Source organism: Rhodoferax sp. TH121, assembly GCF_002251855.1.
In the GTDB taxonomy this organism is placed as follows: domain Bacteria; phylum Pseudomonadota; class Gammaproteobacteria; order Burkholderiales; family Burkholderiaceae_C; genus Allorhodoferax.
The window spans coordinates 845,968-872,963 of sequence record NZ_NOXW01000022.1 but is presented as its reverse complement, the minus strand read 5'-3'; the positions used below and the strand labels follow the sequence as shown (position 1 = coordinate 872,963).

Genomic DNA, 26,996 nt, shown 5'->3' with positions numbered 1-26,996 from the left:
ATAATGAACGAAGTTTAAAAATTGGGGTTTGATTATGCTTGACCGGGACGGATTTCGGCCCAATGTCGGCATCGTCCTGCTCAACCAGAAAAATCAGGTATTTTGGGGCAAACGCATACGTACCCATTCGTGGCAGTTTCCGCAGGGCGGCATTGACCGGGGCGAAACTCCCGAGCAGGCCATGTTCCGCGAATTGCACGAGGAAGTGGGGCTCCATCCGGAGCACGTGAGCATCGTCGCCCGTACCCGAGACTGGTTGCGCTACGAGGTGCCAGACCGGTACATCCGACGTGACGCACGCGGTCACTACAAAGGGCAAAAACAGATTTGGTATTTGCTCCAACTGGTGGGGCACGACTGGGATTTGAACCTGCGTGCCACCGACCACCCGGAGTTCGATGCCTGGCGCTGGAACGACTATTGGGTGCCACTGGACGCTGTCGTTGAATTCAAACGCGGTGTCTACGAGATGGCACTCACAGAACTATCGCGCTACCTGCCACGGCACGAGCCGCGCAACCGCTATTTGCGCCACAACCATCGTCCACACGGGCCCAGTGAAGTGCCCCCCGAGGGGTCTGCTGTGGGCGCACGGATTGAGTTGCCTCCGGGTGCTTCGTTCGAGCCCGACCCAGGCACCAACCGACCACCGCATCATGAATAAGACGAACCACAGAGCCTGGGCGGCCGCACTGCTGCTCAGCACTACCTGTGCCGCCTGGGGACAGGCCGGCAACGGCTTGGACAACCTGGACTGGGTGGAAGACAAAGAGCCTCCGCCACCGGCATTCTCGGCAACACGGGCGCTGCCGCTGGACATGCCCAACTACGTGTCAGTACGGGTGGGCATAGATCCTGCCACGGTAACCGTGGGCAAAGATGGCGTAGTGCGCTACGTTGCCGTGATGAGCAATGCGACTGGCTCCGTCAACGCGGTTTACGAAGGCATACGTTGCGCCAGCGACCAGGTCAAGGTCTATGCACGTGCTGGAGCTTCCGGGGAGTGGTCGGTCTTGCCGGAACCCACATGGCGCGATGTGAATGGCAACCAGCCGTCCAAACACGCCTTGGTGTTTGCACGGCTGGCAGCCTGCGATGTGCGGGTGGCTAACCGCCTGGAAGACGTGATCAAGGCGCTGCAAACCCAGCAAAAGCCCCGCAGCGCCAAACCCAGCTTGAACTGACAAGCGCGGTATTAGCGGCTCAACACCAGGTTGTCCCGGTGCAGCATTTCAGGTTCGGCCGCATATCCCAACAGCCGTTCAAACTCGCTGGATGACTTGCGGCACAGCAAGCGCGCCTCCGCGCTGGCGTAGTTAGCCAGACCACGGGCAATCTCCTGCCCCGCTTCATCGCGCACGGCAATCACATCGCCGCGCGAGAAGTCCCCTTCCACCAGGACCATGCCAATTGGCAGCAGGCTCTTCCCCTCGTCACGCAGCTTGGCAGCAGCGCCTGCATCCACCACAACCGCACCACGCATCTGCAGATGGTCGGCCATCCACTGCTTGCGGGCCTGGTTCTTCTGGGTTTGGGCAATCAGCAAGGTACCAATTGCATCCCCCTGTGTCAGGCGCACCAGCGCATCAGCCTCGCGCCCCCAGGCAATCACGGTAGAGGCACCCGAGCCCGCCGCGCGCTTGGCTGCCAAAATCTTGGTCAACATGCCGCCCCGGCCAATACTGGACCCTGCACCACCCGCCATCAGCTCTAAAGCTGGATCACCGGCCTTGGCTTCGTGCACAAACTCAGCGGCAGGGTCTTTGCGCGGATCGGCCGTATAAAGACCCTTTTGGTCCGTCAAGATGACCAGTGCATCGGCCTCCACCAGATTGGCCACCAAGGCCCCCAGCGTGTCGTTGTCACCAAACTTGATTTCGTCGTTGACCACCGTGTCGTTTTCATTGATCACGGGCACCACGCCCAACTTCAACAGGGTCAGCAGCGTAGAGCGGGCATTGAGGTAACGTTCGCGGTCCGCCAAGTCCGCGTGTGTCAGCAGCACCTGGGCACTGCCCAGGCCATTGGCGCTGAGCTTGGACTCGTACATCTGGGCCAGCCCCATCTGCCCCACGGCAGCAGCCGCTTGCAACTCATGGACCTCCTTGGGCCGTGTGGCCCAGCCCAGGCGTTTCATGCCTTCGGCAATCGCCCCACTGGAGACCATGATGACCTCACGGCCATCGCGAATCAGCAGCGCCAGTTGCCGACACCACTCGCCAATTGCCTGCTCATCCAGCCCACGGCCTTCGTTGGTGACCAAGCTGGAGCCCACCTTGACCACCACACGTCGCGCATCACGCAATACCGGGGAGCTGAATTTTTGAATCATTTTGGCTTCTAGCCCTTGTATTTATTGCGCAAACAGCTACTAAATAAATAAATAGCAAATAAATGCCTTCAGGACGCTGGGGTATCCGTGGTGTCAGCCGCTCCGGAGAGGAAGCGTGGATCCACCTCCACATGCGGCTGCTCGGCCACCTGCTGAGCCTTGATGTGTTTGTAAATTTCCTTGATCAGCGGCTCGCACCCTTCGCGGGTCAGCGCCGAGATCTCGAACACCGGGCCCTTGAACTTGTAACGCTTGATGAAGTCCTTGATCAAGGCCGGGCGCTCGTCACCCGGCACCATATCGAGCTTGTTCAAGACCAGCCAGCGCGGCTTCTTGTAGAGGTTTTCGTCGTATTTTTTGAGTTCATTGACGATGGCCTTGGCCTGCGCCACGGTGTCCACACCCTCGTCAAATGGCGCCATGTCCACCACATGCAACAGCAAACGCGTGCGTTGCAAATGGCGCAAGAACTGATGGCCCAGACCAGCACCTTCGGCAGCGCCTTCAATGAGCCCCGGCAAATCTGCAACCACAAAGCTCTGCTCCGGCCCCACCCGCACCACACCCAGATTGGGGTGCAGGGTGGTGAAGGGATAGTCGGCAATACGGGGACGGGCGTTGGACACCGCAGAGATGAAGGTGGACTTGCCCGCATTGGGCATGCCCAGCAGTCCCACATCCGCCAGCACCTTCAGCTCCAGCTTGAGGTTGCGCTTCTCGCCAGGCCATCCGGGGGTCTTCTGGCGTGGCGCACGGTTGATTGCACTCTTGAAGCGCAAGTTGCCAAAGCCGCCATCGCCACCCTTGGCAATCGTAATGACCTCGCCTGGGGTCAACAGCTCAAACAGAACCTCGCCGGTTTCTGCATCCGTGATGATGGTGCCGACCGGCATTTTGAGTGTGATGTCATCACCCGCGGCGCCAAACATATCGGAACCCATGCCATGCTCACCACGCTTGGCGTCGTAACGGCGCGCAAAGCGGTAGTCCACCAAGGTATTGAGATTGGGGTCGGCTACGGCGAACACGTGACCACCGCGACCACCATCCCCCCCGTTAGGGCCACCGAACTCTTTGTACTTCTCGTGCCGGAAGGAGACGCAGCCAGCGCCACCGTCTCCCGCGGAGATATCAATGTAGGCTTCGTCAACAAACTTCATGGCATGTACCGAGGTTAGAAATGAAAAACCCCGCGCAAAGGGCGCAGGGTTTCTCGGGGGAGCATGGGCAGGTTACGCTGCTGTCACGCTCACGGTGTGCTTGTTCAACGCACCCTTGACCGCAAACGACACATGGCCGTCTACCAGTGCAAACAGGGTGTGGTCCACGCCCATACCGACGTTGTCGCCAGCATGGAATTTGGTACCGCGTTGACGCACGATGATGGAACCAGCGCTGATCAACTCACCGCCAAAAGCCTTCACACCGAGCATCTTGGGCTTGGAATCGCGCCCGTTTCGCGTAGAGCCGCCGCCTTTTTTCTGTGCCATGACCTATGCCCCTTATGCAGAAATCGCGCCGATTTGCAGTTCGGTGAACTGCTGGCGATGTCCTTGACGTTTCTGATAATGCTTGCGACGACGCATTTTGAAAATGCTCACTTTGTCGTGCTTGCCGTGTGCCACTACTGTGACAGTAACTGTTGCGCCGGACACCAAGGGGGTGCCAACCTTCAGTTCTGCGCCGTTGCCGACTGCCAGAACCTGGTCGATCACGATCTCTTGGCCTACGTCCGCAGCAATCTGTTCTACTTTAATTTTTTCGCCAGCAGCAACGCGATATTGCTTGCCACCGGTTTTTATGACCGCGTACATGTTGACCTCTTCGACTAGGAAATCTGCAAATGAATTTTCGCAGAGCCTTGGAGTATACCATTTCAGCCCGAAACGCAAAACCCCGCCCATCTATCGCAGGGCGTGCGTCAGAGCGCCTCCCTATAATCGGGCCATAACAAACCGGTTCATCGCCTTGCAAGTCACTACTTCCGGCTCATCGACGGGTCTCTCCATCGTCGAAAACGACATGCGTCAGGTCGACAAGGTCATCACACAGAGGTTGGACTCTGGCGTCCCCTTGGTTGGCAGCGTTTCCCATTACATCATCTCCGCAGGTGGCAAACGCTTGCGACCAGTGTTGCTGTTGCTGTGCTGCGGAGCGCTCGGCTACCAGGGGACACAACGCCACAACCTAGCCGCCGTGGTGGAGTTCATCCACACGGCCACGCTGCTGCACGACGATGTGGTGGATGACTCAGCCCTGCGCCGCGGCCATGCGACGGCCAATGCCAAGTTTGGCAACCCGGCGAGCGTACTGGTTGGCGACTTCTTGTATTCGCGCGCTTTTCAGATGATGGTGGAAGCCCAGAGCATGCGCATCATGGAGGTCTTGGCTGAAGCCACCAACGTGATTGCCGAAGGTGAAGTGCTGCAACTCATGAACATGCACAACGCAGCACTGGACGAAGCCGGTTACGTACAAGTCATCCGGTCCAAAACTGCCAAGCTGTTTGAAGCGAGTGCGCGTGTGGGCGCCATCCTCTCTCAAGCGACGCCAGAGCAAGAAGAAGCCTGCGCAGAGTACGGACAAGCCTTGGGCACTGCGTTCCAGGTCATTGACGACGTGTTGGACTACACCGGCGATGCTGCCGTGATGGGCAAAAACCTTGGCGACGACCTGCGTGAAGGCAAAACCACCCTGCCCTTGATCGCCGCCATGCAGCGCGGTACCGAAGCCGAGCGCCTGACCGTCCAGACCGCCATCGAAACAGGCGACGTTGCCATGCTGGAGCAAGTCATCGCCATCGTCAAAAAAACAGGCGCACTGGATGTGGCCCAAGCGGCAGCGCATGCTGAAGCGCAGCGCGCCATTGCAGCAGCAGAGCGTTTGCCTGGAGGTCCGCACACTGACAGCTTGGTACAATTGGCGACGCAATTGTTGGCACGCAATCACTGATTGACGGCGCCGAGAATCACACAGTCGGGGTGTGGCCTAGTCCGGTAAGGCGCTTCGTTCGGGACGAAGAGATCGGAGGTTCGAATCCTCTCACCCCGACCAATCTTTCATCTTCCGTACACATCCTCAAAACGGACGATATCGTCCTCACCGAGGTAGCTACCGGACTGGACCTCAATCATCTCCAGCGCCAGCTTGCCGGGGTTTTCCAAGCGGTGGGTCGTGCCCAGGGGAATGTAGGTTGACTCGTTCTCCGACAGCAAAACCGTCTTGTCACCCACGGTGACCTTGGCCGTTCCGCTCACCACCACCCAATGCTCCGCGCGGTGGTGGTGCATTTGCAGCGACAAGGCTGCGCCGGGCTTCACCACAATACGCTTGACCTGAAAACGCTCGCCGCTGTCAATGCTGTCGTACCAGCCCCAAGGGCGAAACACCTTGCGGTGCGTTTGGCCCTCGCTGCGGCCAGCCTGCTTCAGGCGATCCACAATCTTCTTCACATCCTGCGTCTTGTTTTTGTGGGCCACCAAAATGGCGTCGGCCGTCTCCACCACGATCAGGTCGTCCACCCCCACGCAAGCAATCAGTCGTCCTTCCGACAAGGCCAGGGTATTGCGGCTGTCCTGCAACAGAACATCGCCCTGCGCCACATTGCCCTGCGCATCCTTGGGCAAGACATTCCACAGCGCCTCCCAGGCGCCCACATCAGACCAGCCCGCAGACAGCGGAATCACCACCCCCACGGGCAGCGTGCTTGCAGCCCCTTGGTCAGCCGCAATACGCTCCATCACCGCGTAGTCAATCGAGTCACTGGGGCACTGGCTAAACGCCTCTTTGCCCACACGCACAAACTCGCCATCTTCGCGCCCATGCTCCCAAGCCGCTTGGCACGCCGCGGCGATGTCCGCCCGGCACACAGACAACGCAGCCAGCCACACCGAGGCACGCACCATGAACAAACCACTGTTCCAGGAATACGTACCCTCGTCCAGGTACGCTTGGGCAGTGGCCAAGTTGGGCTTTTCCACAAAGCGGGCAATGCGCTTGGCCCCGGTGGCACCAAAAACGTCCCCAGACTGGATGTAACCGTAGCCAGTCTCTGGAGCATCCGGGGTAATGCCAAATGTCACCACAGCCCCCGCCTCTGCCAAGGCGGCGCCTTGGCGCACCACCGCCTGAAAAGCTTGCGTGTCGACAATCACATGGTCGGCGGGCATCACCAGCAAGACGGGATCCGCTCCTTCTTTCATAGCTGCTCGCGCAGCAATGGTGAGGGCTGGAGCCGTATTTCGTCCCAAAGGCTCCAGTACTACCGTGCCAGGCTTGCCCATCAAACGCAGCTGCTCAGCAATGACGAAGCGGTACTCTTCGTTGCACACCACCAAGGGGGCGGCCAGCTCCACCCCGGCAATCCCCTCGACCCGGCGCACCGTGGCCTGCAGCAAGGAATCTTCGCCAATCAATGGCAGCAACTGCTTGGGATACTTCTCGCGCGACAGGGGCCACAAACGCGTGCCAGATCCGCCAGACAAAACAACAGGTTGAATCAACATAAGTGCAAAGGAGAAGTGGAAGCAGCCCTCAGGCCCGCGCGTCGCCCCAGCGGATCTGGGCGGTTTCATCACCGTGGTACATCGTCTCGCCGTAGCGGTCCACACAATAGTGGCGCGACACGATCATTTCGTTGAAGTGCATGTCCGCCGCAATGCGCGTGTACTCAAACAGCACGCTACGGGTTACCTTGGCGCGCGAACGCACCACGCTGCCATGCCCAATCCAAGCTGGGCCTGTGATCGTGGCGCCAGGCTCAATCAGCACACTGGAGCCAATATAGACGGGGCCCTGGATGTTCACCTTGTCCCACGGAATATGGGTATTGAGCCCCACCCACACCCCGGGGCGCACCTCAGTACCAGGCATGCGCAGGTACTCAATCTCTCCTTTGAGGACTCGCTGCAGCACCGACCAATAGTCGCTGACGCGGCCGATATCCAGCCAGTTGAATGGCCTGCTCTGCACAAAGAAGGGTTGTTTCTCTTCCACCAATTGTGGGAACAGTTGCGAACCAATGTCGTACACCTTGTTCGGTGGAATCTTGTTCAGCACTTCTGGTTCAAAAATGTAGATCCCCGTGCTGGCCAGGGTGGATTTGGCCTCCTCAGGCTTGGGCTTCTCCTGAAAGGACTGGATGCGCCCTTCTGCGTCCGCCAACACCATCCCATAGGCCTGGGTGTCTTGCAGTGGCACTTCGGCCGCTACCACACTGGCCAGCGCCCCCTTGGCCTTGTGTTCGGCCAAGGCAGCGGTAATGTCCAGATCGATCAAGGCATCGCCACACAAGACCAAGGTGGTTTCGTCAAAGAAGCCGCTGAAATCCTGAATGCGGCGCATGCCCCCCGCAGAGCCCATGGGCCGCGGCAAAATATCGCCATGGTCGCGCACGCCTTCATAAGAGTAGCCAATCTCCACGCCCCAACGGCTGCCGTCGCCGAAATACTGCTCAATGCGCTGGTGGTGGAAGGCGACGTTCACCATGATCTGCTTGATACCGTGGCGGGCCAGGTGCTCAATCAAATACTCCATCACCGGCTTGCCCAAAATCGGCACCATGGGCTTGGGCAAGTCCTTCGTCAAAGGCCGCACCCGCGTACCCTGCCCCGCCGCCAGAATCATTCCTTTTGCCATGTCGTCTATCCCTGATTGCTTTTAAATGGGGTTGCTGCTGAGGGCGCCAAACACCCGGTCGCGCGCAGCGGGCGCAAAGGCGGCGGCCAATTCCTGCAAGAAAACAGCTTGCAACTGGTGCCCTCGCGCCATGTCACGGTCGATGCTGGAGACCCGCACCAACATGCCGTCGGGAATCAACCCCTTGAGCCCCAGCGCAAACTGAGCCAGTTTTTGATCGGTCCGCGATACCGTAACCCGGTCTCCCACCACCAGCCAGTAGGTGATGGGCTCAAAGCGGTTGCCCTGGTTAGACATGAGGTACCGCACCGGCACCGTACGCCCTTCCAGTCGCAGCTGCCCGGCAAAATTTTGGCTGATCTGGAACCCCTGCGCGGGGTAACACACCTCCGGCAGGTGCGCCCGAGTGGCGTCACTCTGGTCGCCGCCATAGGCCACCGACAACATGATGCGTTCGCCCGCTGAGTTGATGTAGGTGCGCGTCAGGGTCTGGTTGTAGATACTGTCCAGCAAAGCCTGGGTCGCGGGCGAAGGCAGCACCATCGACGAGCGTGCATCAATGCGCCAGTCAGCAAACGCCTTGGGGAAGATCAGCTCCAAATCCGGCTTGCCCAAAGTGTCAGACATATGCACCGTGGGCCGCATGTAGCGGGCCGTGGCCACCGATGCCCCCGTCGCCGCCAGCACGGCCAGCGCCTTGCGCCGTGCGGGGATCATGCGGCCACCTCTTTGGCTGCTGCGGACTCGTTCTTGAAGAACCAGCCCAGCACATAGTCGGTAAACAACACCAAAATCAGCCCCACGATGAACAGCACCATGCCCGCAAAGCCATGCACAAAGCCCTGCCCGGCCGCGTCACCAAAATGGTAGGTCACCAGCACCAGCACCATCACCCGCACCACATTGGCCCCAAAGGCAATGGGCACCACCAACACCGCCAGCAGCACATTGCGCGTGGCCGATTTGTACTGCATGAGGTTCATGTACAGAAGCCCTAGCGCTTCCAGGGTGAACATGGAGTTCAGCCCCGCACAGGCATCCGCCACCAACAACTGGTATTGGCCCACATTCAGGATCACACCCACCCGGCTGACCGGGTAACCCACGCTGTAGAGCAGATCCGCCGCCACCACCGACACCGCAGACTTGAGCGGCCCGGTGACCGCCGCCACCAGCGATTCCGGGAAGGGCGTCATGAACACCAAAAAGAACAGGGGAAACCACACCAAGCGCAGCGCCGCCCGTCCCTTGAACAGCAAGATCATTGCAGCCAGCACGCCGATCTGGGAGATCACCGCCAGCATCAAGAAGGACTGGGAATACCCCAACACATACATCAGCAAGCTGGGCACCAGAATGGCCCATGCCAAGCCAGCCTTGGGTTCGGCCGCCAGCTCTGCCACGGCGTGACGGTGCCGGTAAAACAGCCAAACCGCCACCGCAAAAATGATGGGGCCATGCCCCTGCTCATCGGTGTTCCACACCGTGCGCGACAACTCCATGTAGCTGGGGATGTATAGCGCCGCCAGCGCCAGCGCCAGCAGCCCCAAAACAACCTTGTCAGTCCCCTGCGGCAGCCAGCCCTGCTCTGCCTGTATGTGCGTATTTGCCATAGCCTTTGATATTGGTATTGATGTGTGACACCGCCATTATCAACGCCCGATTGCCTGGTAGTCCAAGCCTATGCCACGTACCAATTTAGGGTCATACAGGTTGCGGCCATCAAAAATGGTGGGCGTCTTCAGCGCGGCTTTGATGGCTTCAAAGTCCGGACTGCGAAACTCCTTCCACTCCGTCACAATCACTAAGGCATCGGCCTTGTCCAAGGCTTGCATGGGGTTGGCGGCATAGGTCAGGCGCGGCTCCGCAGCGTAAATGCGCTGCGCTTCGTGCATGGCGACCGGGTCATAGGCAGTGACCGTGGCCCCCTGGGACAGCAGCTCGTCCACCACCACGCGGCTGGCCGCCTCACGCATATCGTCGGTATTGGCCTTGAATGCCAAGCCCCACAGCGCGAAATGTTTGCCCGCCAAATTGGCGCCAAACTTGGCCTTGATCTTGTCGGTCAGCACACGCTTTTGCGCATCGTTGGCGGCTTCTACGGCGTGCAACACCTTGAGCCCCAAACCAGCGTCGTCTTGCGCTGTCTTGATGAGCGCCTTGACGTCTTTGGGGAAGCAAGACCCACCGTAGCCACAGCCTGCATACAAAAAGTCGTAACCAATGCGGCTATCGCTACCAATACCCTTGCGCACATGTTCGATGTCGGCGCCCAGCATGCCCGCCAAATTGGCCAGCTCATTCATGAAGCTGATGCGAGTGGCCAGCATCGCATTGGCGGCGTATTTGGTCAGCTCCGCGCTCTTCACATCCATCACGATCAGGCGATCGTGGTTGCGCTGCAGCGGGGTGTACAGCGCGCGCATGTACTGCACGGCCTGCTCATCGTCACAGCCCACCACAATGCGGTCCGGTCGCATAAAGTCTTCGACCGCAGCGCCTTCTTTCAAAAACTCGGGGTTGCTCACCACGCTAAACGGCGTGGCCACACCACGCTGGGCCAGCTCGGCAGCCACGGCGGTTTTCACTTTGTCGCCCGTGCCCACAGGCACCGTGCTCTTGTCCACAATGACCTTGTAGTCCGTCATGTAGCGACCAATATTTCGCGCTGCGGCCACCACATACTGCAAATCTGCGGAGCCATCCTCGTCTGGCGGGGTGCCTACGGCAATGAACTGGATGGTGCCGTGGTGTACGGCTTTCTCGACATCGGTGGTGAAGTGCAAACGCCCCGCGGCCACATTGCGGCGCACCAGGTCTTGCAAACCCGGCTCGTAGATGGGAATACCACCATCCAGCAAGACCTGAATCTTGGCTGCGTCCACATCCAAACACACCACATCATTGCCCAGCTCCGCCAAGCAAGTGCCAGACACCAGGCCCACATAGCCAGTGCCAATAACCGTAACTTTCATTCAAACTCCCTTTAACTGCATCTGCATATGGTTTGCGTCAGTGCGCAATCCTACTTGCAGAAGCGTCACATTGAATCGGGTAAGCTGACCGCCCAAACCAAGCCCACAGAATGCATGCAAACCCCATATCCTAGCGCTCCGGCGCACCCAGCCCGAGACAGAGCATTGCACTGGATACTTGGCCTCCCCTTTGATGCCATGAGCCTTGCGGAGGCGGTGCAAACCGTGCGCAACGCTGCGCGTCAGCGTACGCCGCTGTTTATATCTACGCCCAACCTCAACTTTTTGATCGCCAGCCAGAAGGACCCCGCTTTCCGCAATTCGGTGATCCACAGCGACCTCAGCCTGGCAGATGGCATGCCCATCCTATGGCTGGCCAAGCTCTTGAAAGCTCCAATTCGCGAGCGGGTAGCGGGGTCTACCCTGTTTGAGCAGCTGCGCTACAGCCCCCTAGAGCCCGAAGACAGGCCCTTGCGCGTGTATTTTTTTGGTGGGCCAGACGGCGTGGCCGAAAAAGCGGCCAACGCCATCAACCAAGACAGCACCAGCATGCAATGCGTGGGCTATTGCTCTCCTGGCTTTGGCAGCCTGGATGACATCAGCACACCAGAGCTACTGGCCCACATCAACGCCAGCGAAGCCGACTTTGTCGTCGTCTCACTGGGCGCCAAGAAGGGGCAGGCTTGGATAGAACGCAACCGCACACATCTGCACGCGCCCATCATCAGCCACCTGGGGGCAGTGGTGAATTTTGTGGCGGGGAATGTGCAACGGGCACCCGTGTGGATGCAGCGGGTAGGTTTAGAGTGGTTTTGGCGGATTAAGGAGGAGCCGAACTTATGGCGTAGGTATTTCAGCGATGGAGCATTTTTCCTTGCTTTGGTTTTTAGCTGCTTGAAAGATATGAAACTAAACAAAGCGCCAAAAAACAAAAAATCACCGCCTAAACCCTAATACGCAAATAATAAATGCACAACAAATGAGCAGTATCAAAAGCACACTTCGCAACAGAGTTTACTCAGCTGCCGGCTGGACCATCTTGAGTTATGCATTATCACAAGTAGCTCGACTCGGGACCAACTTAATATTAAGCCGAATACTTTTCCCTGAAGCTTTTGGCCTAATGGCGATAATATTTACAATCCAAGCCGGAGTGAATTTACTAACAGACATGGGAATATCTGCGGGAATCATCACCCACAAAAATGGCGATAACCCAAACTACATCAACACAGCCTGGACATTTCAAATCATTCGCGGCCTCTTCATGGCCATTGCCATGTACTTAATTGCACCCATAGCCGCAAAGGTAATGAATGCTCCAGAACTAAAAAATCTGATGCAAATAGTTTCTCTATCACCACTTATAGCGGGCTTCACGTCAACCAAAATTGCAATAGCCGACAGGAAAATTTTAGCAGGCAGAAGAGTCGCAGTAGAAATTCTAACTATTGCATCAAACAGTGCAATAACGATAGCATTTGCATATTTATTAAAAACAACAAGTGCGTTGGTTTGGGCACTAGTCGCTGGAAATATGTTATCTGTTGCAATGAGTCACTGGCTCATCCCGGGAGAAAAAAATCGCATTCATTGGCAATGGAGCTCTGCAAAAGGGATACTAAGTCTTGGCGGCCTTACTCTTATTAGCTCGTCCATGACCTATTTTACTGGAGAAGGAGCTCGCCTATTCTCCGCAACAATGTTAGATCTCAAAACTTTAGGTCTAGTTACCTTGGCCGGAGCCCTATCCTGGGCCCCTTGGCAAGCAATACAAACAGTCTCTAATCGAGTTTTTATGCCCATGTATGCCGAACTTTATAGGACCGGCGACTCGCAAAGAATGCAGAAAACAGTATTGCAAACCAGATATCTACAACTCACAATCGCCTGGCTGCTTTATTTTTTCATAATATTATTTGCAAGCAAAATAATATCACTACTATTTGATAGTCGCTACCAAGAAAGCATCGGAATTTTAAGAATTCAGTGCATTGGAATGATGATTGGCATGCTCTACCTCTCATACAACGGATTATTCCTGGCAATTAATAAACTGAACATTAGCATTAGACTGCAGGCGATTCAGGGATTATTTCTATGGGGAGGCATGTATATCGGATTTCATCTCGCCGAAGCAGACGGACTTTTATGGGGCATCGCAGTCTCTAACTTATTAATTTATCCAGCGTACGCAATCGCGTATAAAAGCATAGGATTTCTGAATCTAAAAACAGACCTCTTTTTCATGACCGCAACCGGATTTGTTGCTCTACTCATCTTTAAGTGGACAAACTAGCGTATGTATGTATCACCAATCCTCCTATCCTCGCTTAAGCATTTGGGACTCAGCAAAAATTTAATGCAAGCCAGTTCAAAAAGATGGGTGGCTGGAGAATATTTGACAATAGAGCGTCAACAAGCGATGTATCGAAAGGAAGAGTTAGGAAAAATAACCGGAATTGCTCCTTACAGGAGCATGGCATTGGAAGTCGCCAGGCTTAGTCAATGCGACATTGGCATCCCGCCAGCTGTTTTCCACTCACTAAAAGATGCAATTTTCACCAATGGCAATATTTATTCAAATAGAGCAAAGCATTTAATTGCAGGCAATACAAGAAGCCTTTTTTCAAAAATAACAAGAGAAATGAATACTACGGGTGTAGTTGTCGCAAATCGGCAATCACATCAATATTTCGGGCACTGGCTACATGACGAGCTTCCAATGACAATTTTTTGTCAAAATCATGGGAGAGTGCTTACCTCTCATTTTGGAAAAAAGCCGTACATACACGAAGCAGGATACTATGAAGCTCTACAGACCCCCCCACCCACAGAACTAGACAATAACTGCTTGTATAAAGAAATCAGTATCCTCGAGCCAGCACCACTAAACTCTGTGCAGGTAGGAAGCCTACGCCAATTCCGCAAACGATTCTCGCATCTTCATTCTAAGAAGAAAGAAGTTGTATTCATTCGTCGCGGCGGAAATAACCATGACAATAGAAATTTGGAAAATGAAGACGCAATTATAAATTTCATGCTGAAGATCGGCGGCACGATCATCAACCCCGAAAAGGACTCAGCAAAAGAAATTATAGAAAATCTCTTAGATGCAAAACTTGTAATAGGCATAGAAGGTAGCCACCTAGCCAACGCCTTACTCAGCATGCCCGAACACGGCTGCCTATTGGTAATTCAGCCACCAAATAGATTTAATAATATATTCAAAGACTACTGCGATGTAACATATAGAAAATACGCATTTACCATCGGAGACAGCATTTCAGGAAGGACGCACCAAAACATTACACACCTTCAAAAAATGATAGACGCGTGCATTTAATCATCCAATAATTATTTGGCACATTGCAATCGCAATGAGATTTTCAACAAAAATTTTCAAAATCTCTACAGTCTTTCGCGCGTCACTCAATTCTGACTCAATGAGGAATAGCAGTAGTACTCAGCTTTCGAGGTAACAGAGCAGTTTTAATAATGCTGCCAGTCGAAAATCAAATACATCCTCTATCTCTCAAGAGCTCCACGCAATCGTGAAGATGACAACTCTTGATATGTCAAATCCCAAACACCTCCATCAAGGCTAAAGGTATTTCCAGAACTAGCATAGTTGGCATCAGGCTTAAAATGCACAGGATCGGTTGGATTTATGCTAGTCCAAGGCTTGGATACCGCAATATCGACATCATCAGTATTACCCTGGGTAAAAAAATGTGTTCCGTCTGAGCCGACTACCCCTCCCTGGGCAAGCAATGTTGCCCCACTTCCATTCCCCGCACCATTTCGATTATTTCCAACTGCATAAACTATATTGTTACTCAACCTGACCTCGCTCGCCAATCCAGGGCTAGACAAATAGAATGCTGAAAAGTTCGACGTCATACTAGTATCTACCTTGTAAATAGTATTATGGTAGATGTATGCTCCTTTTGTTGCTGGAGATCCTGCCACATTGCCACCAAGTCCTAGACCAATAGCGTATGCGTAGTATGTACTTAGAATATTATTTCTTACAGACAAATTCTCTGCCACTTGAAAATTAGCAGCGTAGAGTTCTCTAGATTTTATGTAGTTGCCCTCAATGATCACATCCCGAATGCGTTCAGCGTGTCCGGTGCTTTGCGGTCCAACGTACAAAGCATACCCCCCTCTTACAGAATTATCAATAATATTATTATTGACGACTACATGTTGAGTCCAATTGCCATTCCATGCAAATGCACTGGATGTTGACTTGCCTCGAATAGTTAAAGCATTTCTGCTTGGTCCAGCCATCTCAATTTGATTGTTAGAGATTACTGATTTCTCAACGCCTTGAAGACGGATTACATGGGTAGTGGGCGAATCACTAAATTTGGAGCCCAGTATAGAGAGCTCATCAGTGTTTTCTAAATACATCGCGATACCAGGATGCCCCCCGCTAGCGTCGTATAGCCCATAAATATGAGACGCCTCAATAGTCAACCCTCGAACTATTCCTGACGACACTCCAATAAACACATCAGAGATTGAGACACCTGATACTAAAACATTCGAGCCATTTGTAAACACAATACCTTGCTTAGAAGCCCCTTGGATGCCATTGCCGGAAACCTCCACATCAAGAATTCTCCAATCTGATGTGCCTGCAAGGTAGAAGCCAGCATTATTTGAAACCAAGATGACTTTAGGCTTTACGTTGCCAGCACCGTATGCTCCGACGATTCCCCCTGTCCGCGAAGAGCTTATGGATAAATGCCCGTCGCTACTCCAAACATCCCCTCGTTTTAAAAGCACTCGCTTATAAGTATCAGTCAGACTCCCTATGCCAGCCCAACTCGGGACCATTTGCCCAGTGGCACCCGCAGGACAACCAGCCACCCCAGGCACAGGTATACCGGAATTAGAGACACAGACTGTCGTTAGTGCTGCTGGGTCTGCAACGGAGATAGTTAACGACCTCTGCGCAGTTACGCTACGGTTCTTTGCTGATACAGCAGTTAGAGTAACCGTCCAAGTACCAGGCTTCTCAAATACATGCCCAGCTACTGGACCATAGGCAATATTCTTTTTCCTAGCTGCAGGAGTAGCACCGTATGTCCAATCAGGTACGTCGGATGTATCACTGAACTCCCATTTGTAGCTAAGTTCGTGAAAAGGGCGAGTGGTCAAAGCCGCGTCGGCTGTTGTACCAATTGAATTGAACGAAACGGCTAAAGGTGCAACACCGCTTACACGATTGGCATTCAAAACCAAATCTATACCAGTTGACGCGACGCTAGCCGGGCTTGCCATGTTGGCGGGAGTGCTAGGGGCGCCACCACCACCGCCACCTCCACACGCCGCAGTCACTGCAACCGATGCCGCAATAAGGCCCCAACGGGCATAACGAACCAATGTAGTTTGCGCAAAAGTGGACATAGCGAACCTCATCGATCAGATAAATGTGTAGCCACCCAGGGCACGAAACCCGGGTGGTTCAAGAATACGTTAACCATGCTTGCAAGCAAATGCGTCAGCGTGCACGTTGGTCTATTTCTTCCACCGCCCGTCGCTTTCCCACCCACAATGCACGCCACTGATAAGCCTGCAAAAAACGCCTGAATTCCAGGTCGTTGTAGCGGGGCTTGCCCTGCAGCGCACTCTTCAACCAGCCCCAAAGCATGTACGCCGCGCCGAGTACATACGGCTTCTCAGGAATTTTCTTGAGCGCACTGGCAAAAATATACAAAAACCCAGTGCCCATGAAGTACTGGCCAAATCCGTGGCGCATGCGCCCTGTGTAAATGCTTTGCTGGCTGGAGCCCATGGGGCGCAGGTGTACAAACCGCAGTTCTGGCTCATCCCAGCTGCAAGCGATCAGGCCCATCATGCGGCAGCGATGGCAGTCAATGCCGTCCCACATCACCTCGCGCACAAAGCCGCCCATAGCCGCAAAGGCGCTCACGCGGTAAAACTTGGTCATCCCCAGGCTCGTTTCATCGCCATGCCCCTCATTCACCAGCCGCCCCCCCTGCTCCACATAGGCTTTGCCGCTGCACGTGGCAATGCGCGGGTTGGCGTGCATACGCTCCATCAGTATCTCGAAGTAGCGCGGGGGCAGGCGCAAGTCCAAGTCCAACTTGCACACAAACTCAAAGTCTTGGGGGTTGATGGTTTGGTAGCCCGCATAAAAGGCGTCTATCACTCCCGGCCCCACTGCGCGGTGGCCACGGTTCTGCCGCGTCACCACAGTAATCCAAGGGTGTTTGGCAGCGTACTCAGCCAGTATTTGGGGTGTTGCATCCGTTGAACCGTCGTCCACAATGATCCAGCGCGCGGGCAGTACCGACTGGGCCACGACGGTGTCCAGAGTCTGGCGCATGTAGTCGGCCTCATCGCGGCAGGGGGAAATCAACACGTAGCCAAGGGAGGTTGTCATAGACGAATATGGTCCATAAGTCGATCAATATTGGTGGCCTGCCCAAACTCCATGCCTACGTAGGCTTGGGCTTGCGTGGCCAGGCGCTCGCGCAAGGTTTGGGACTGCATCAGCGCTTCTATTTGCTGGGCCAAGCTGGCGGCATCGTTCGGCTCGGCCAGCAGCCCCGTTTGTTGGTGCTGCACCAACTCCGGCAAGCCAGAGAGGCGCGTAGACACCACGGGCACCCCCTGCGACATGGCCTCCATCAGCACGACCGGAATGCCATCCATATCGCCATGTCTGTCTTGCTTGCAAGCCAACACAAAGGCGTCGTGCTGTCGCATCCAGGCCGCCACCTCATGGTGAGGCAGCGAACCAACAAACAAAACAGCCTCTAGCCCGCATAGCTGCTGCGCGAGCAGCTTCATATTTGATAGCAAAGGACCATCCCCTGCCAGGCTCAGCTGTACCGCCAGCCCCTTGTTGCGCAGCAGGGCTACTGCGGCAATCAGCACGTCGAAGCCTTTTTTCTCGACCATGCGCCCCAGTGATGCCAGCTTGAACACCGGGCCGGCCTCCCAGCGGGGTGGCGTGACAGGTGGCGCAAAACTGACCCCGCAGCGCACCACTGCCAGCCGGTCTGGCGCAATGCCCAGCCCTTGCAGGTAGCGGCGGTTGTAGTCCGAGATGGTGAGCATGCGCTTGGCGCGCATGGCCTTCTTTTGCAGCAAGATGCCGTCTTCAAAAATGTCGTTGGCATGGGCCATGATGGTGAACGGCACACCACCCAGGGCAGAGGCATACATGGCAATTTGGCTTGGCACATGGGCAAAGTGCACATGCAAATGGCTACAGCCACGCTGCCGCAACAGCGCGGCCAAACGCGCCCCCGCCAAGAACTGGTAGGCCAGCTTCCAGCTGGAAAGGCGCAGCGGCCCGCATTCCGTCACATCACTGGCAAGCCAGCCCAGCGCCTTGCCCACGCGCAGGCCAAAGCGTGGCAACTGCAACAGCCCGCCCAGCACCACCGCCAAGGGGCCGCCCGCGTATAGGTGGGTCACCCGCGCGGCCAGGGCCTGCTGGGCAGGCACGGGCTTGGCAGGCTGGCGCACCGAAAATGGCACCACCGTCACCCCACGGCGCTCCAACGCCAGCAGCTCTTCGTAGACAAAGGTTTCCGAAAGGGCTGGCATGGCGGGGGATAGGTAGGCCACGGTTAAGGGGTTCATACCAGGGCCTTGATCAAACGCGCTGGGACACCCCCGACCAAAGTACGGGGGGCTACGTCCCGGGTCACCACACTATTCGCGGCGACCACTGCGCCGTCCCCAATCTGCACCCCCTTCAAGACAACGGCACCACGCCCGATCCACACATTGTTGCCAATAACAATGGGGGCACTGGTATGCGGCTGCAACCGCATGGCTTGCCCCTCAATCGTGCCGTGGTTGGCATCCCGAATACTGACGTACTCACCAATCAGGCAGTCATCTCCAATGGAGATGGAGGCATACGACACCAAGACACACCCCGTATTGATGCGCACATGGCGTCCCAGCGTGATGCGTCCACCGTTGGTGTCCAAAAAAACTTCGCGCCCAAACCTGCAGGATGCACCAAGCCACAGCGCAATGCGTTTTGGCAGATGGACCGGTCCGTCGAACTGGGTGCTCACCGGGACTTCACCTTCACTCCAAGCACTCAGTTGAATGAGACGCCACAGGCGTTGACACGGACGCACAACATAGCCGCCCCATCGGACACACGGTGCCACCACACGCACCAGAGTACCCAAGGCCATGTTGCGCAAGCTCATACCAAGTCCTCGTCCAACACGCTGCGCGCAAACAACTCCACTGCAACCATGGCGCCCAAGGTGCGTGTGTGGTTGCCGCCGCGCATATGCGACTGCCAGAGGCCCTGCGCGGCCTGCGGATTCCAGACGCCGCGTTCTTGAGCCCGAGCCCCCAGCACGATGTCCGCAGCAACGGACTGCCAATCGGTACGCAACCACCCAGCCGGATCGGCGACCTTCAAGTCCTTGAAGGCCTCCAACCCCAAGCGCGATGCCAGCTTGCCCACCACGCGGTGCACACCCATTGCCAGCACGTTGGCCTGAAATCCCCAAGCTGGCGGGATATTGGTGCGCTGCCACGTGACTGATGCCGCACGCGGAGCCGCTCGGCGCATAACCTCCAAGTACAAGCGGTGCTTGAACTTGTGTTCCTGCCGAACCGCTGTCACGGCATCGATAAAGTCGTTGTCAAAAAACGGCGAGTGCGACTCTACGGCACTGCGCAACAACATGGTTCCGGAATTGGTATATCGAAATATCCTATTCTCGTAGAGCCAATCGTTTGCTCGCTCAACCGGTCTTGCGCCTTCGCGTGCAGCGATGGAATCTACCCATCGCTGCGCCGCCGACTTCGATGTATCAGACACCTTGAGCATGTCCACTTGCCGCTCTTCCTCTGCAGAGACCCTCCATCGCCAAATGGATCGACCTAGTTTGCTGACATCGCGCTGACCCAGCCAATCGTATTTGATGAAATTGCCACCCAAGATGACATCACCCGCCAAACCATTGAGCACCACATCACAATGAGACGCCAACAAGGGAATGAACGGCAGCATATGCATGCTTTCCACCCCAAAGCTACCCGCCGTCAGGTCTGCTCCGGTGGGCCACAGCGGAGGGAAGTCTGGGGGACTCCAGTGCCGCACCGTGTGGGGTGAGCCCACCACCTGGGCATAACGGCTTGCACACGCAATATCACGGCAACCGGGCAAGCCCCAGGTAAAACTGGGCACCCGCTCGGGATGTGCACACAAATCCAAAATGATGCGCGAATCCAGACCACCGCTCAGCGTGATGCCCAAACGGGGCGACACCGCCTCCAGCCTGCGCACGGACGCAGACAATCTCTGCGCCAGTTCATCGGCGGTGCGCGACAAGCTACCAGCCGCCGCACCATCGTGCCGCATGGCCCAGTACCGGTGTTCCGTGGTTTGCAAAGCACCAGCGGCGTTTGTTTCCAAGGACAAGACCGTGCCAGGCGGCAGTAGCTCCACGCCGTCCAACAAGGTATCGCGGTCTATCAGCTCACCGCTCCGCAGCAGCATATCCACCGCAGCCAAGTTCAGTGCACGTTTGCCCATAAAAGGCAGCAGGCACTTCATGTCTGTAGACGCTACCGCAACGCCCGCGCCCTTGTACACATACACGGGGTAGTGGCGGTAGCGGTCTGTCACCACACGCAACGAAAAGGGCTCGGTTCCCATCACTACCGCGCAGAAGGGTCCATTGCAACGGGCTGCCGCTGCATCATTCCAGACATCTCGGGCCAGTACGTGGATGGCCTGTTGGCTAGCTTCTCCCCCCTCGTCTACACACTGGCCCACCCATGCCACGTGTTTGCGACCAGACTCGAACACCTTGCCGCTGTGTGGAAACTCGCCGGTTCTGCGCCGCCAGGTCAACACACGGCATTGGACGGTAGTGTGACTTGCGCCCAATGCGCCACCGCGAAGTGCAATGCGCTCTGCGTGCGCCCAGCTTGCGGTATCGGGCGATGCCGCGTCATGCGTCCACGCCACCAAGAATCCTGCCATTTACATGTTCCCTGTTAACGCTGCAACAGCCCTTTGACCTGCCCCACCACAACCGGGAGCCGAATAAACTGGCAATGCAAGCCATACAAGCAAGCCCCCAGCCATCCGTCAGCCCGCTTGCGCACAGTCCGCGCAATCTTTGCGGCACGCAGCAACCACCATGCCAAGAGCGCCAACAATCCGCCACCAACACCACCGACGAAGACCGCACCCAGGCAGACCACAACGGCCCACGTGAGGGGCTCAGTGAAGTTGCGCACCAATTCCCGCAGCCACATTTTTTCAGGCAAGCGCCAATACCGGGAAGCCACGCGTGCGTAGGCCTTGCCCGTCGCCTCGCCACGCTTCCAATATTGTTTGAATGTCACCATCGCCAAATCGTGTAGCACCATGGGTTGGTCTACACACACAATACGATGCCCTTGCTGGCGCACGCGGTAGCACAAGTCGGGCTCTTCCCCCAACTGCAGTGCCTCATCAAAAAAACCGTGCGCCGCAATCACTTCGCGGCGCCACATCGAGTTACCACCACACAGGCGATGGTCTCCGGCCGGTATGTGCCAGTCCAACCCACACACCCGCATGTAAACACTTTGCTCCGGATAGGCCTCTACGCACTGGCCAAACACACAGGCAATGCCAGAGTTGGCCTCCAGCGTCTGCACAGCAGTTTCAAGCCACCCCGCTTGCAGCACGCTGTCGCCATCGATCAGCTGCACGTAGTCTCCACGCACCTGTGCCAGCCCCATGTTGCGCGCCTTGGCTGCAGAGGGTCGCTGGGTCTGCAAGCGCAACACTTGCACCCCCGGCATGGCTTCCGCTATGGCCACACTACGGTCTTTGGAACCGCTATCGACATAGAACACTTCCAACTCGCAGTGGGCGGGGCAGGTGTCAAACACCGCTTGCAGCGCCCCCTGCAAACGGGCTTCTTCGTTCAGCCCAATGACGACAACCGACAGGCGCAACGGACTTGGTGCAGCCATGTGACTCATCGCGTGGGACGCGAACCCAAACGGGTACGAAGGCACAACCGCAACAACAAGCTGGCATGCTTCCAGGCGTTGGCTACCTCTTGCGCACCCTTGCCTTTGAGCAACTGCTTTAGCGCATGCAAGGCATCTGCAGTCAGGCTCAGAAACGTATCCATCAACGCACCTGCAAGACCATGATTTTTGCGAAAGTACAGCAGTTCACTCTCCACCTGTAGCGCCGATAACTGTCGCCCGCTTTGGGTAATTTCACCGCTGCTTTTGGCACTCTCCCCGCCTAGATGCACTACCGTGGTGTGGGGGTAAAACACCACCTCCCATCCTGCCCGCTTGGCAGCGAAGCAATGGTCCACCTCTTCAAAATACAAAAAATAGCGCGGATCAAACAAGCCTACCTGGTCGATGACTTCTTTGCGCACCAGGTAGTAGCAGCCCACCACCCAATCGCAGGTGCGCACGCTGGCGTGGTCCCAGGCCATGTCGTCGACCAGGCGAACGCTCTTGAAGTATTTGTGCAAGCCCGTGCGTTGCAAAAACTGGTTGAATGGCGTGGGGAAATAGCGCGCGCAGGGTTGCAATTCGCCGTCTCGGCCCTCCAGGCGCACCCCCAAGATGCCGCAGCGCGGGTTGCCGTCCATGTGGGCCACAGTGTTGACCAAGGTGTCGGTGGCTACAAAGGCGTCGGTGTTGAGCAGCAGCACATAGCGCCCGCGCGCATGCGCCAGCGCCTGGTTGTTCGCGCGGCCAAAGCCTACATTGGTTTGGTTAACGATGAGTGTGTCGGCAGGAAAAAGCGCACGAATACGCGCAACCGAATCGTCTTTGGAGGCGTTGTCCACAAAAATGCACTCCAACGACAGGCCTTGGGCTGCATTCTTGACTTTGCTTACCGCTTCTTCGAGCAGATGTGCAGTGTTGTAGCTGACGATGATGACTGATATATCTACCACGGGTGGGCCTGATCTTGACGTGTGACGGGGCCTATTATGATCGAACGAATACTATCTAGCCCTCCGGGCAGAGCACCACTTTTCTCTGCTGTCACAACTTATGCCCCCGCCACCAGAAGCATCCTTCGTATTGTGCATACACAATGGAGAGCGCTATTTACATCAAGCTATCGACTCGGTTTTAGCACAGGACTATCCGAACTTTGAATTACTGCTCGTCGATGATGGCAGCACGGACACTACACTTGAAATTCTTCGCAACTACGAAGAAAAGGATGATCGCTGTCGAGTATTCACGGGACCCAATCAAGGATTGATTGGCAGTCGAAATATGGGAATTGGACTTTGTAAAACAGATTTGGTTGCACTGATGGATGCAGACGACATTTGTATGCCAAGTCGCTTGTCAGTGCAGCTGAACTACATGAAGACGAACGGCAATTGTGTTGCGGTTGGTTCACAGGTACTTTTGATTGACCCTATGGGAAGGGCTCTAAAACCCATGTTGGCTGGCACCACTCATGATCAAATAGACAAGGCTAACTTGATTGGCCGTGGCGGTGCAATAATTAATCCGAGCGCAATGATTCGCAAGTCAGCGTTTGAGTTTGCTGGAGGTTATAAGTATGACTATTTGCACGCCGAAGACCTAGACCTCTTTTTGCGCTTAGCGGAGGTTGGTGAGTTGGCCAATATCCCGGAGATATTGCTACATTACCGCCAACATCCAGCAAGCATTGGATATAAATACGCTAAAACTCAGCAAACGTCTGCGGCCCGTGCAGCCAAATCTGCGCATGATCGGCGTGGGTTGCTCCAAGAGCGAACAAACACCGCACCCATACCTACAAAAGAACAAACTTCTCCGGCCGATATTTACACCAAATGGGCATGGTGGGCGCTGGATGCTGGCAACATCGCCACGGCCAGGTACCACGGTTTTCGAGCTATGCGCATGCGCCCTTTTCGGGCATCCAACTTTCGTCTTCTCTTCTGCCTGCTACGCGGCCACTAACCCACATGAACCATCCATCTTCCCTAGCCGGCTCCACCTGCTTGGTCCTGGGTGCGCGCGGCTTTATCGGCTCGCACCTGACAGACGCGCTGTTGGCAGCTGGCGCAAGGGTACGCGCCTTTGACCGACCCGGCATTCAGGCTGTCAAAGGGGTACCAGAAGACAAACGCCCAGGCCTCACGAACCTGGAAGGTGACTTGGTCAGCACCAAAGATATAGACGCTGCGCTGGAGGGTGTGGATGTGTGCTACCACTTGGTATCCACCACGTTGCCCAAAACTTCAAACCTGGACCCCGCCTACGACATTGAGACCAATCTTTTAGGTACCTTGCGCCTGCTGGATGCCGCCGTGCGCCACAAGGTACAGCGCATGGTGTTTACATCGTCGGGTGGCACGGTGTATGGCAACCCCCGCCACACGCCCATTGCAGAGAACCATCCGACCGAACCCACTTGCTCTTACGGCATCATGAAGCTGGCCATTGAGAAGTATTTGGCCCTCTACCAACAGTTGCATGGTTTGCAACACACCGTGTTGAGGCTGGCCAACCCCTATGGAGAGCGGCAACGCATCGAGGCCAGCCAGGGAGCCATTGCTGTTTTTCTGGGGCGGGCTTTGCGGAGCGAATCCATTGAGATATGGGGCGACGGATCTGTGGTGCGCGACTACCTCCACATCTCGGATGTCGTACACGCGCTCATCGCCGCAGCGACGACAGACGCCAGCCACACGATATTCAATATTGGATCGGGAATGGGGAGTTCGTTGAACACGCTGCTTTCTACGATCCGCGAAGTGACTGGGAAAGACTTGAACGTAGCCTACCAACCGGGCCGAGGCTTTGATGTGCCAGTGAATGTGCTGGACGTGACCCGCGCTGCGCAACAGCTAGGCTGGGCCCCCCAAACGAATTTGCACACTGGCATCGCCCAGACGTGGCAGTGGATACAACAGGAATACGGACACCGCGCATGAGCAGCACTTTCAGCAAAGCCCGCAATGCTTGGACTTATCTCCGGGAACACGGCCCCAAGGAGTTTCTTGATCGCTTGCGATTTGGCCCTCCCCGTGACCTGAGTAAACAATACAGCTACACATTGCTGGGGCCCTACCCACGCCACCCCCAAACCGACGATGTTTCAGTAAACACCATCAACTGGTTTTTGTCTGGATTCTCTGCCACAAGCGGTGGACACATCAACATCATGCGTTTTGTACAAGGGCTGGAGGCCTTAGGCTATGAATGCAGAATTGTGTTTGGCGAGGGCCGATGGATGGGGGACCCGGATGCAGTTCAACAACGCATGGTGCAGGCATTTGGCCCCATGCAGGCAAAGGTGTACTTGGACGCCCAAGCTGCGCCCCCCGCATACGCATGTGTAGCGACCGGCTTTGATACCGCCTACTATGTGCGGGCATTTACGTCCACACACAAACGTTTTTACTTTGTGCAGGATTACGAGCCTTGGTTTTCAGCGCCTGGCAGCGAATTCATTTTTGCGGAAAACACCTATCGCTTTGGCTTTATCGGCCTAACTGCTGGAAGCTGGCTGGCCGACAAGCTGCATGCAGAGTTTGGAATGGAAACGCATCCATTCGCCTTCTCTTACGACGCCAAACTTTACCAACCCTTGCCGCGACAACACCGCACAACGAAACGCATATTCTTTTACGCGCGCCCAGAGACAGAACGCCGGGCGTTTGAGCTAGGCGTATTGGCATTGCACTGCCTGCACCAGCTGTACCCCAACATCGAGGTGGTGTTTGCGGGGGGCAATCTCGAACGTCAAAAATTTGCATTCCCGCACCAAATTTGCGGCAAGCTCAGGGTCAGTGAACTAGGCGCCCTTTACAACAGCTGCGATGCCGCGCTGGTGCTGTCGATGACCAATCTATCGCTCTTGCCATTGGAGCTGATGGCCTGCGGCACACCAGTGGTGAGCAACATGGGCCCTTGGGCCGAATGGCAACTGAACCCTAGCAACGCCAAACTGGCGGAACCCAACCCTCAAGCGCTGGCAGCGGCATTGGTGGAGGTCATAAATAACCCGGCAGAGTGGAAGCGCCTGCACCAAGCTGGGCTGGCTACCGTAGCGGGAAGCTCGTGGGAAGCGGAAGCAAAGAAAGTGGCCGATGCCCTACGGATTCATGACTGCAAGGCATAACCATCTCAATACATCAAAGTTAGAGCACTATTTGCCGACCCGAATTCCGACCATCTTCAACACCCGCTTCAGTTTGGCCTTCAAGGGCCAGAGTATTTCCATAGTGTAGAAATCTATAAAGGCCTCAGAATAAAGCCCCTCCGTGCTGACACCGCTCTGCTTGAACAGCTTGTACAACTGTTTTGCATAGGGAAAAGGCGCCTCGTTGGACGCGAAATGCATCATGCAAGGCTCAATTGGAAGGCCTGAGTAATTGGCAATCATGCGACACTTTGCTGCGGTCGCATCCATTTGCAGCGTCCCAGGGACGGCTGTCAAATAGCGGGAAAAAAAGCCGTCCCCAGGTGCAGGCACCAAATTCAAAATCGTCATGACAATATCCATGACATCTTCATCGGCATAGGGAATATCCCCAGCATATTCAGCGTGTTTTTCAGTGATATGACGCGCCAAATCAAATACCTCTTGGCATGCAGGTTTGGTAAAAAACGCATGCCCAGCGCCATCGATGACCGCCAATTTTTCCTTACCAATCTTGGCCAGCACCCGTTGCCGGTCTAAACCGAAGCTACTAAAACCATCCGACATATAGCCACCAATCGCAGTGTAAGCCTGCTGGCCCCAACTGTCGGTGATAGGCCCCAAATCTTTGAACAGCAAAACATCGGAATCAAAGAAGAAGGTATTTTGAAATGGAGAATATCTGTCTAGATGCACCTTGTGCTCAAATCCCCTGAGACTGGAGTCCTCGAGAATGACATGGTCAAAGTAAGGCTTTAATAACTCACCCACCTTGGCAGAACAAGCAACCGCAAGGGGTACGCCGGGGTTAGATACACGTGCAGACAAAGCAAGCCCAATTGCCTTGCGGTAATCGTTGGGTGTGGCGAGGGTAAGAATTCCAAATTCCATG

26 protein-coding genes and 1 tRNA gene are annotated in these 26,996 nt (G+C 55.7%); 10 read left to right on the top strand and 17 right to left on the bottom strand.

The window, feature by feature from the left end; all coding sequences use genetic code 11:
• Window positions 1-34: 34 nt before the first annotated feature.
• Together CHU94_RS18500 and CHU94_RS18495 are read left to right on the top strand one after the other, a co-directional pair.
• Window positions 35-664 carry an RNA pyrophosphohydrolase gene (locus CHU94_RS18500; protein WP_094482572.1) on the top strand — a complete coding sequence of 210 codons (630 nt, stop codon included), beginning with the start codon at window positions 35-37 and terminating at the stop codon, window positions 662-664.
• Window positions 657-1,184, top strand: a complete 528-nt coding sequence (locus CHU94_RS18495) for a CNP1-like family protein (RefSeq protein ID WP_094482570.1) — start codon at window positions 657-659, stop codon at window positions 1,182-1,184. The genes CHU94_RS18500 and CHU94_RS18495 overlap by 8 nt, the downstream gene beginning before the upstream one ends.
• An 11-nt stretch (window positions 1,185-1,195) precedes the next feature.
• Here CHU94_RS18495 and proB read toward each other — a convergent pair whose 3' ends face one another.
• The 4 genes from proB to rplU form a co-directional block, all read right to left on the bottom strand.
• Window positions 1,196-2,332: a glutamate 5-kinase gene (gene proB, locus CHU94_RS18490; protein WP_094482568.1), complete on the bottom strand. Its 1,137-nt coding sequence runs from the start codon at window positions 2,330-2,332 to the stop codon at window positions 1,196-1,198.
• A gap of 68 nt (window positions 2,333-2,400) precedes the next feature.
• On the bottom strand, window positions 2,401-3,492 hold the full coding sequence (gene cgtA, locus CHU94_RS18485; protein ID WP_094482566.1) for an Obg family GTPase CgtA: 1,092 nt from the start codon (window positions 3,490-3,492) through the stop codon (window positions 2,401-2,403).
• Window positions 3,493-3,564: 72 nt separating this feature from the next.
• Window positions 3,565-3,822, bottom strand: a complete 258-nt coding sequence (gene rpmA / locus CHU94_RS18480) for a 50S ribosomal protein L27 (protein WP_094482564.1) — start codon at window positions 3,820-3,822, stop codon at window positions 3,565-3,567.
• A gap of 12 nt (window positions 3,823-3,834) precedes the next feature.
• A complete protein-coding gene (gene rplU, locus CHU94_RS18475; protein WP_094482562.1) occupies window positions 3,835-4,146 on the bottom strand; it encodes a 50S ribosomal protein L21 in 312 nt (103 codons plus the stop codon).
• A gap of 208 nt (window positions 4,147-4,354) precedes the next feature.
• On the opposite strand from rplU, the gene CHU94_RS18470 reads away from it, so the two are divergent.
• Window positions 4,355-5,284 carry a polyprenyl synthetase family protein gene (locus CHU94_RS18470; protein WP_094482560.1) on the top strand — a complete coding sequence of 310 codons (930 nt, stop codon included), beginning with the start codon at window positions 4,355-4,357 and terminating at the stop codon, window positions 5,282-5,284.
• Between the two features lie 25 nt (window positions 5,285-5,309).
• Window positions 5,310-5,386 (top strand) — tRNA-Pro (locus tag CHU94_RS18465).
• 5 nt (window positions 5,387-5,391) lie between these two features.
• Here the strand turns inward: CHU94_RS18465 and CHU94_RS18460 are convergent.
• Genes CHU94_RS18460 through CHU94_RS18440 form a run of 5 tightly spaced genes read right to left on the bottom strand, consistent with a single transcriptional unit; the run spans window position 5,392 to window position 10,944 of the window.
• Entirely contained in the window at window positions 5,392-6,837 is a 1,446-nt protein-coding gene (locus CHU94_RS18460; protein WP_094482558.1) for a mannose-1-phosphate guanylyltransferase/mannose-6-phosphate isomerase, read from the bottom strand.
• Between the two features lie 28 nt (window positions 6,838-6,865).
• Window positions 6,866-7,969: a sugar phosphate nucleotidyltransferase gene (locus CHU94_RS18455; RefSeq protein WP_094482556.1), complete on the bottom strand. Its 1,104-nt coding sequence runs from the start codon at window positions 7,967-7,969 to the stop codon at window positions 6,866-6,868.
• 21 nt (window positions 7,970-7,990) lie between these two features.
• A complete protein-coding gene (gene epsI / locus CHU94_RS18450; protein WP_094482554.1) occupies window positions 7,991-8,686 on the bottom strand; it encodes an exosortase-associated protein EpsI, B-type in 696 nt (231 codons plus the stop codon).
• The gene (gene xrtB, locus CHU94_RS18445) at window positions 8,683-9,582 is read right to left on the bottom strand and encodes an exosortase B (protein ID WP_094482552.1); all 900 of its coding nucleotides are present in this window, start codon (window positions 9,580-9,582) and stop codon (window positions 8,683-8,685) included. Before xrtB ends, epsI begins: the two co-directional genes overlap by 4 nt.
• 39 nt (window positions 9,583-9,621) lie before the next feature.
• Entirely contained in the window at window positions 9,622-10,944 is a 1,323-nt protein-coding gene (locus CHU94_RS18440; RefSeq protein ID WP_094482550.1) for a UDP-glucose/GDP-mannose dehydrogenase family protein, read from the bottom strand.
• A 198-nt stretch (window positions 10,945-11,142) separates the two neighbouring features.
• On the opposite strand from CHU94_RS18440, the gene CHU94_RS18435 reads away from it, so the two are divergent.
• From CHU94_RS18435 to CHU94_RS18425, 3 genes are all read left to right on the top strand, one after another.
• On the top strand, window positions 11,143-11,898 hold the full coding sequence (locus CHU94_RS18435) for a WecB/TagA/CpsF family glycosyltransferase (RefSeq protein ID WP_255034035.1): 756 nt from the start codon (window positions 11,143-11,145) through the stop codon (window positions 11,896-11,898).
• A 25-nt stretch (window positions 11,899-11,923) separates the two neighbouring features.
• Entirely contained in the window at window positions 11,924-13,243 is a 1,320-nt protein-coding gene (locus CHU94_RS18430) for an oligosaccharide flippase family protein (RefSeq protein ID WP_094482548.1), read from the top strand.
• 63 nt (window positions 13,244-13,306) lie between these two features.
• Complete coding sequence (locus tag CHU94_RS18425; protein ID WP_176452089.1) at window positions 13,307-14,290, top strand: glycosyltransferase family 61 protein; 984 nt, start codon at window positions 13,307-13,309, stop codon at window positions 14,288-14,290.
• A 182-nt stretch (window positions 14,291-14,472) separates the two neighbouring features.
• Here CHU94_RS18425 and CHU94_RS18420 read toward each other — a convergent pair whose 3' ends face one another.
• The 7 genes from CHU94_RS18420 to CHU94_RS18390 all read right to left on the bottom strand — a co-directional run bounded on the left by CHU94_RS18420 (window position 14,473) and on the right by CHU94_RS18390 (window position 22,901).
• Window positions 14,473-16,365, bottom strand: a complete 1,893-nt coding sequence (locus tag CHU94_RS18420) for a right-handed parallel beta-helix repeat-containing protein (RefSeq protein ID WP_176452088.1) — start codon at window positions 16,363-16,365, stop codon at window positions 14,473-14,475.
• 94 nt (window positions 16,366-16,459) lie between these two features.
• A complete protein-coding gene (locus CHU94_RS18415) occupies window positions 16,460-17,365 on the bottom strand; it encodes a glycosyltransferase family A protein (RefSeq protein WP_094482542.1) in 906 nt (301 codons plus the stop codon).
• Window positions 17,362-18,576 (bottom strand): glycosyltransferase family 4 protein, encoded by a 1,215-nt coding sequence (locus CHU94_RS18410; RefSeq protein WP_094482540.1) that lies wholly within the window; start codon window positions 18,574-18,576, stop codon window positions 17,362-17,364. Before CHU94_RS18410 ends, CHU94_RS18415 begins: the two co-directional genes overlap by 4 nt.
• Window positions 18,573-19,163 (bottom strand): acyltransferase, encoded by a 591-nt coding sequence (locus CHU94_RS19615; RefSeq protein WP_255034034.1) that lies wholly within the window; start codon window positions 19,161-19,163, stop codon window positions 18,573-18,575. Before CHU94_RS19615 ends, CHU94_RS18410 begins: the two co-directional genes overlap by 4 nt.
• Window positions 19,160-20,959, bottom strand: coding sequence for an asparagine synthetase B family protein (locus CHU94_RS18400; protein ID WP_094482538.1), 1,800 nt, complete (start codon window positions 20,957-20,959; stop codon window positions 19,160-19,162). Before CHU94_RS18400 ends, CHU94_RS19615 begins: the two co-directional genes overlap by 4 nt.
• A 14-nt stretch (window positions 20,960-20,973) precedes the next feature.
• A complete protein-coding gene (locus CHU94_RS18395; protein WP_176452087.1) occupies window positions 20,974-21,945 on the bottom strand; it encodes a glycosyltransferase family 2 protein in 972 nt (323 codons plus the stop codon).
• 5 nt (window positions 21,946-21,950) lie between these two features.
• Window positions 21,951-22,901: a glycosyltransferase family 2 protein gene (locus tag CHU94_RS18390; protein ID WP_094482534.1), complete on the bottom strand. Its 951-nt coding sequence runs from the start codon at window positions 22,899-22,901 to the stop codon at window positions 21,951-21,953.
• Between the two features lie 100 nt (window positions 22,902-23,001).
• On the opposite strand from CHU94_RS18390, the gene CHU94_RS18385 reads away from it, so the two are divergent.
• The 3 genes from CHU94_RS18385 to CHU94_RS18375 are packed head-to-tail and all read left to right on the top strand — an operon-like array spanning window position 23,002 to window position 26,083.
• Window positions 23,002-23,916, top strand: a complete 915-nt coding sequence (locus tag CHU94_RS18385) for a glycosyltransferase family 2 protein (protein ID WP_094482532.1) — start codon at window positions 23,002-23,004, stop codon at window positions 23,914-23,916.
• A gap of 5 nt (window positions 23,917-23,921) precedes the next feature.
• Window positions 23,922-24,893: an NAD-dependent epimerase/dehydratase family protein gene (locus CHU94_RS18380; protein ID WP_094482530.1), complete on the top strand. Its 972-nt coding sequence runs from the start codon at window positions 23,922-23,924 to the stop codon at window positions 24,891-24,893.
• Window positions 24,890-26,083, top strand: a complete 1,194-nt coding sequence (locus CHU94_RS18375) for a glycosyltransferase family 4 protein (protein WP_094482528.1) — start codon at window positions 24,890-24,892, stop codon at window positions 26,081-26,083. The genes CHU94_RS18380 and CHU94_RS18375 overlap by 4 nt, the downstream gene beginning before the upstream one ends.
• Before the next feature lie 27 nt (window positions 26,084-26,110).
• Here CHU94_RS18375 and CHU94_RS18370 read toward each other — a convergent pair whose 3' ends face one another.
• Window positions 26,111-26,995 carry a hypothetical protein gene (locus tag CHU94_RS18370; protein ID WP_094482526.1) on the bottom strand — a complete coding sequence of 295 codons (885 nt, stop codon included), beginning with the start codon at window positions 26,993-26,995 and terminating at the stop codon, window positions 26,111-26,113.
• Window position 26,996: the final 1 nt, after the last annotated feature.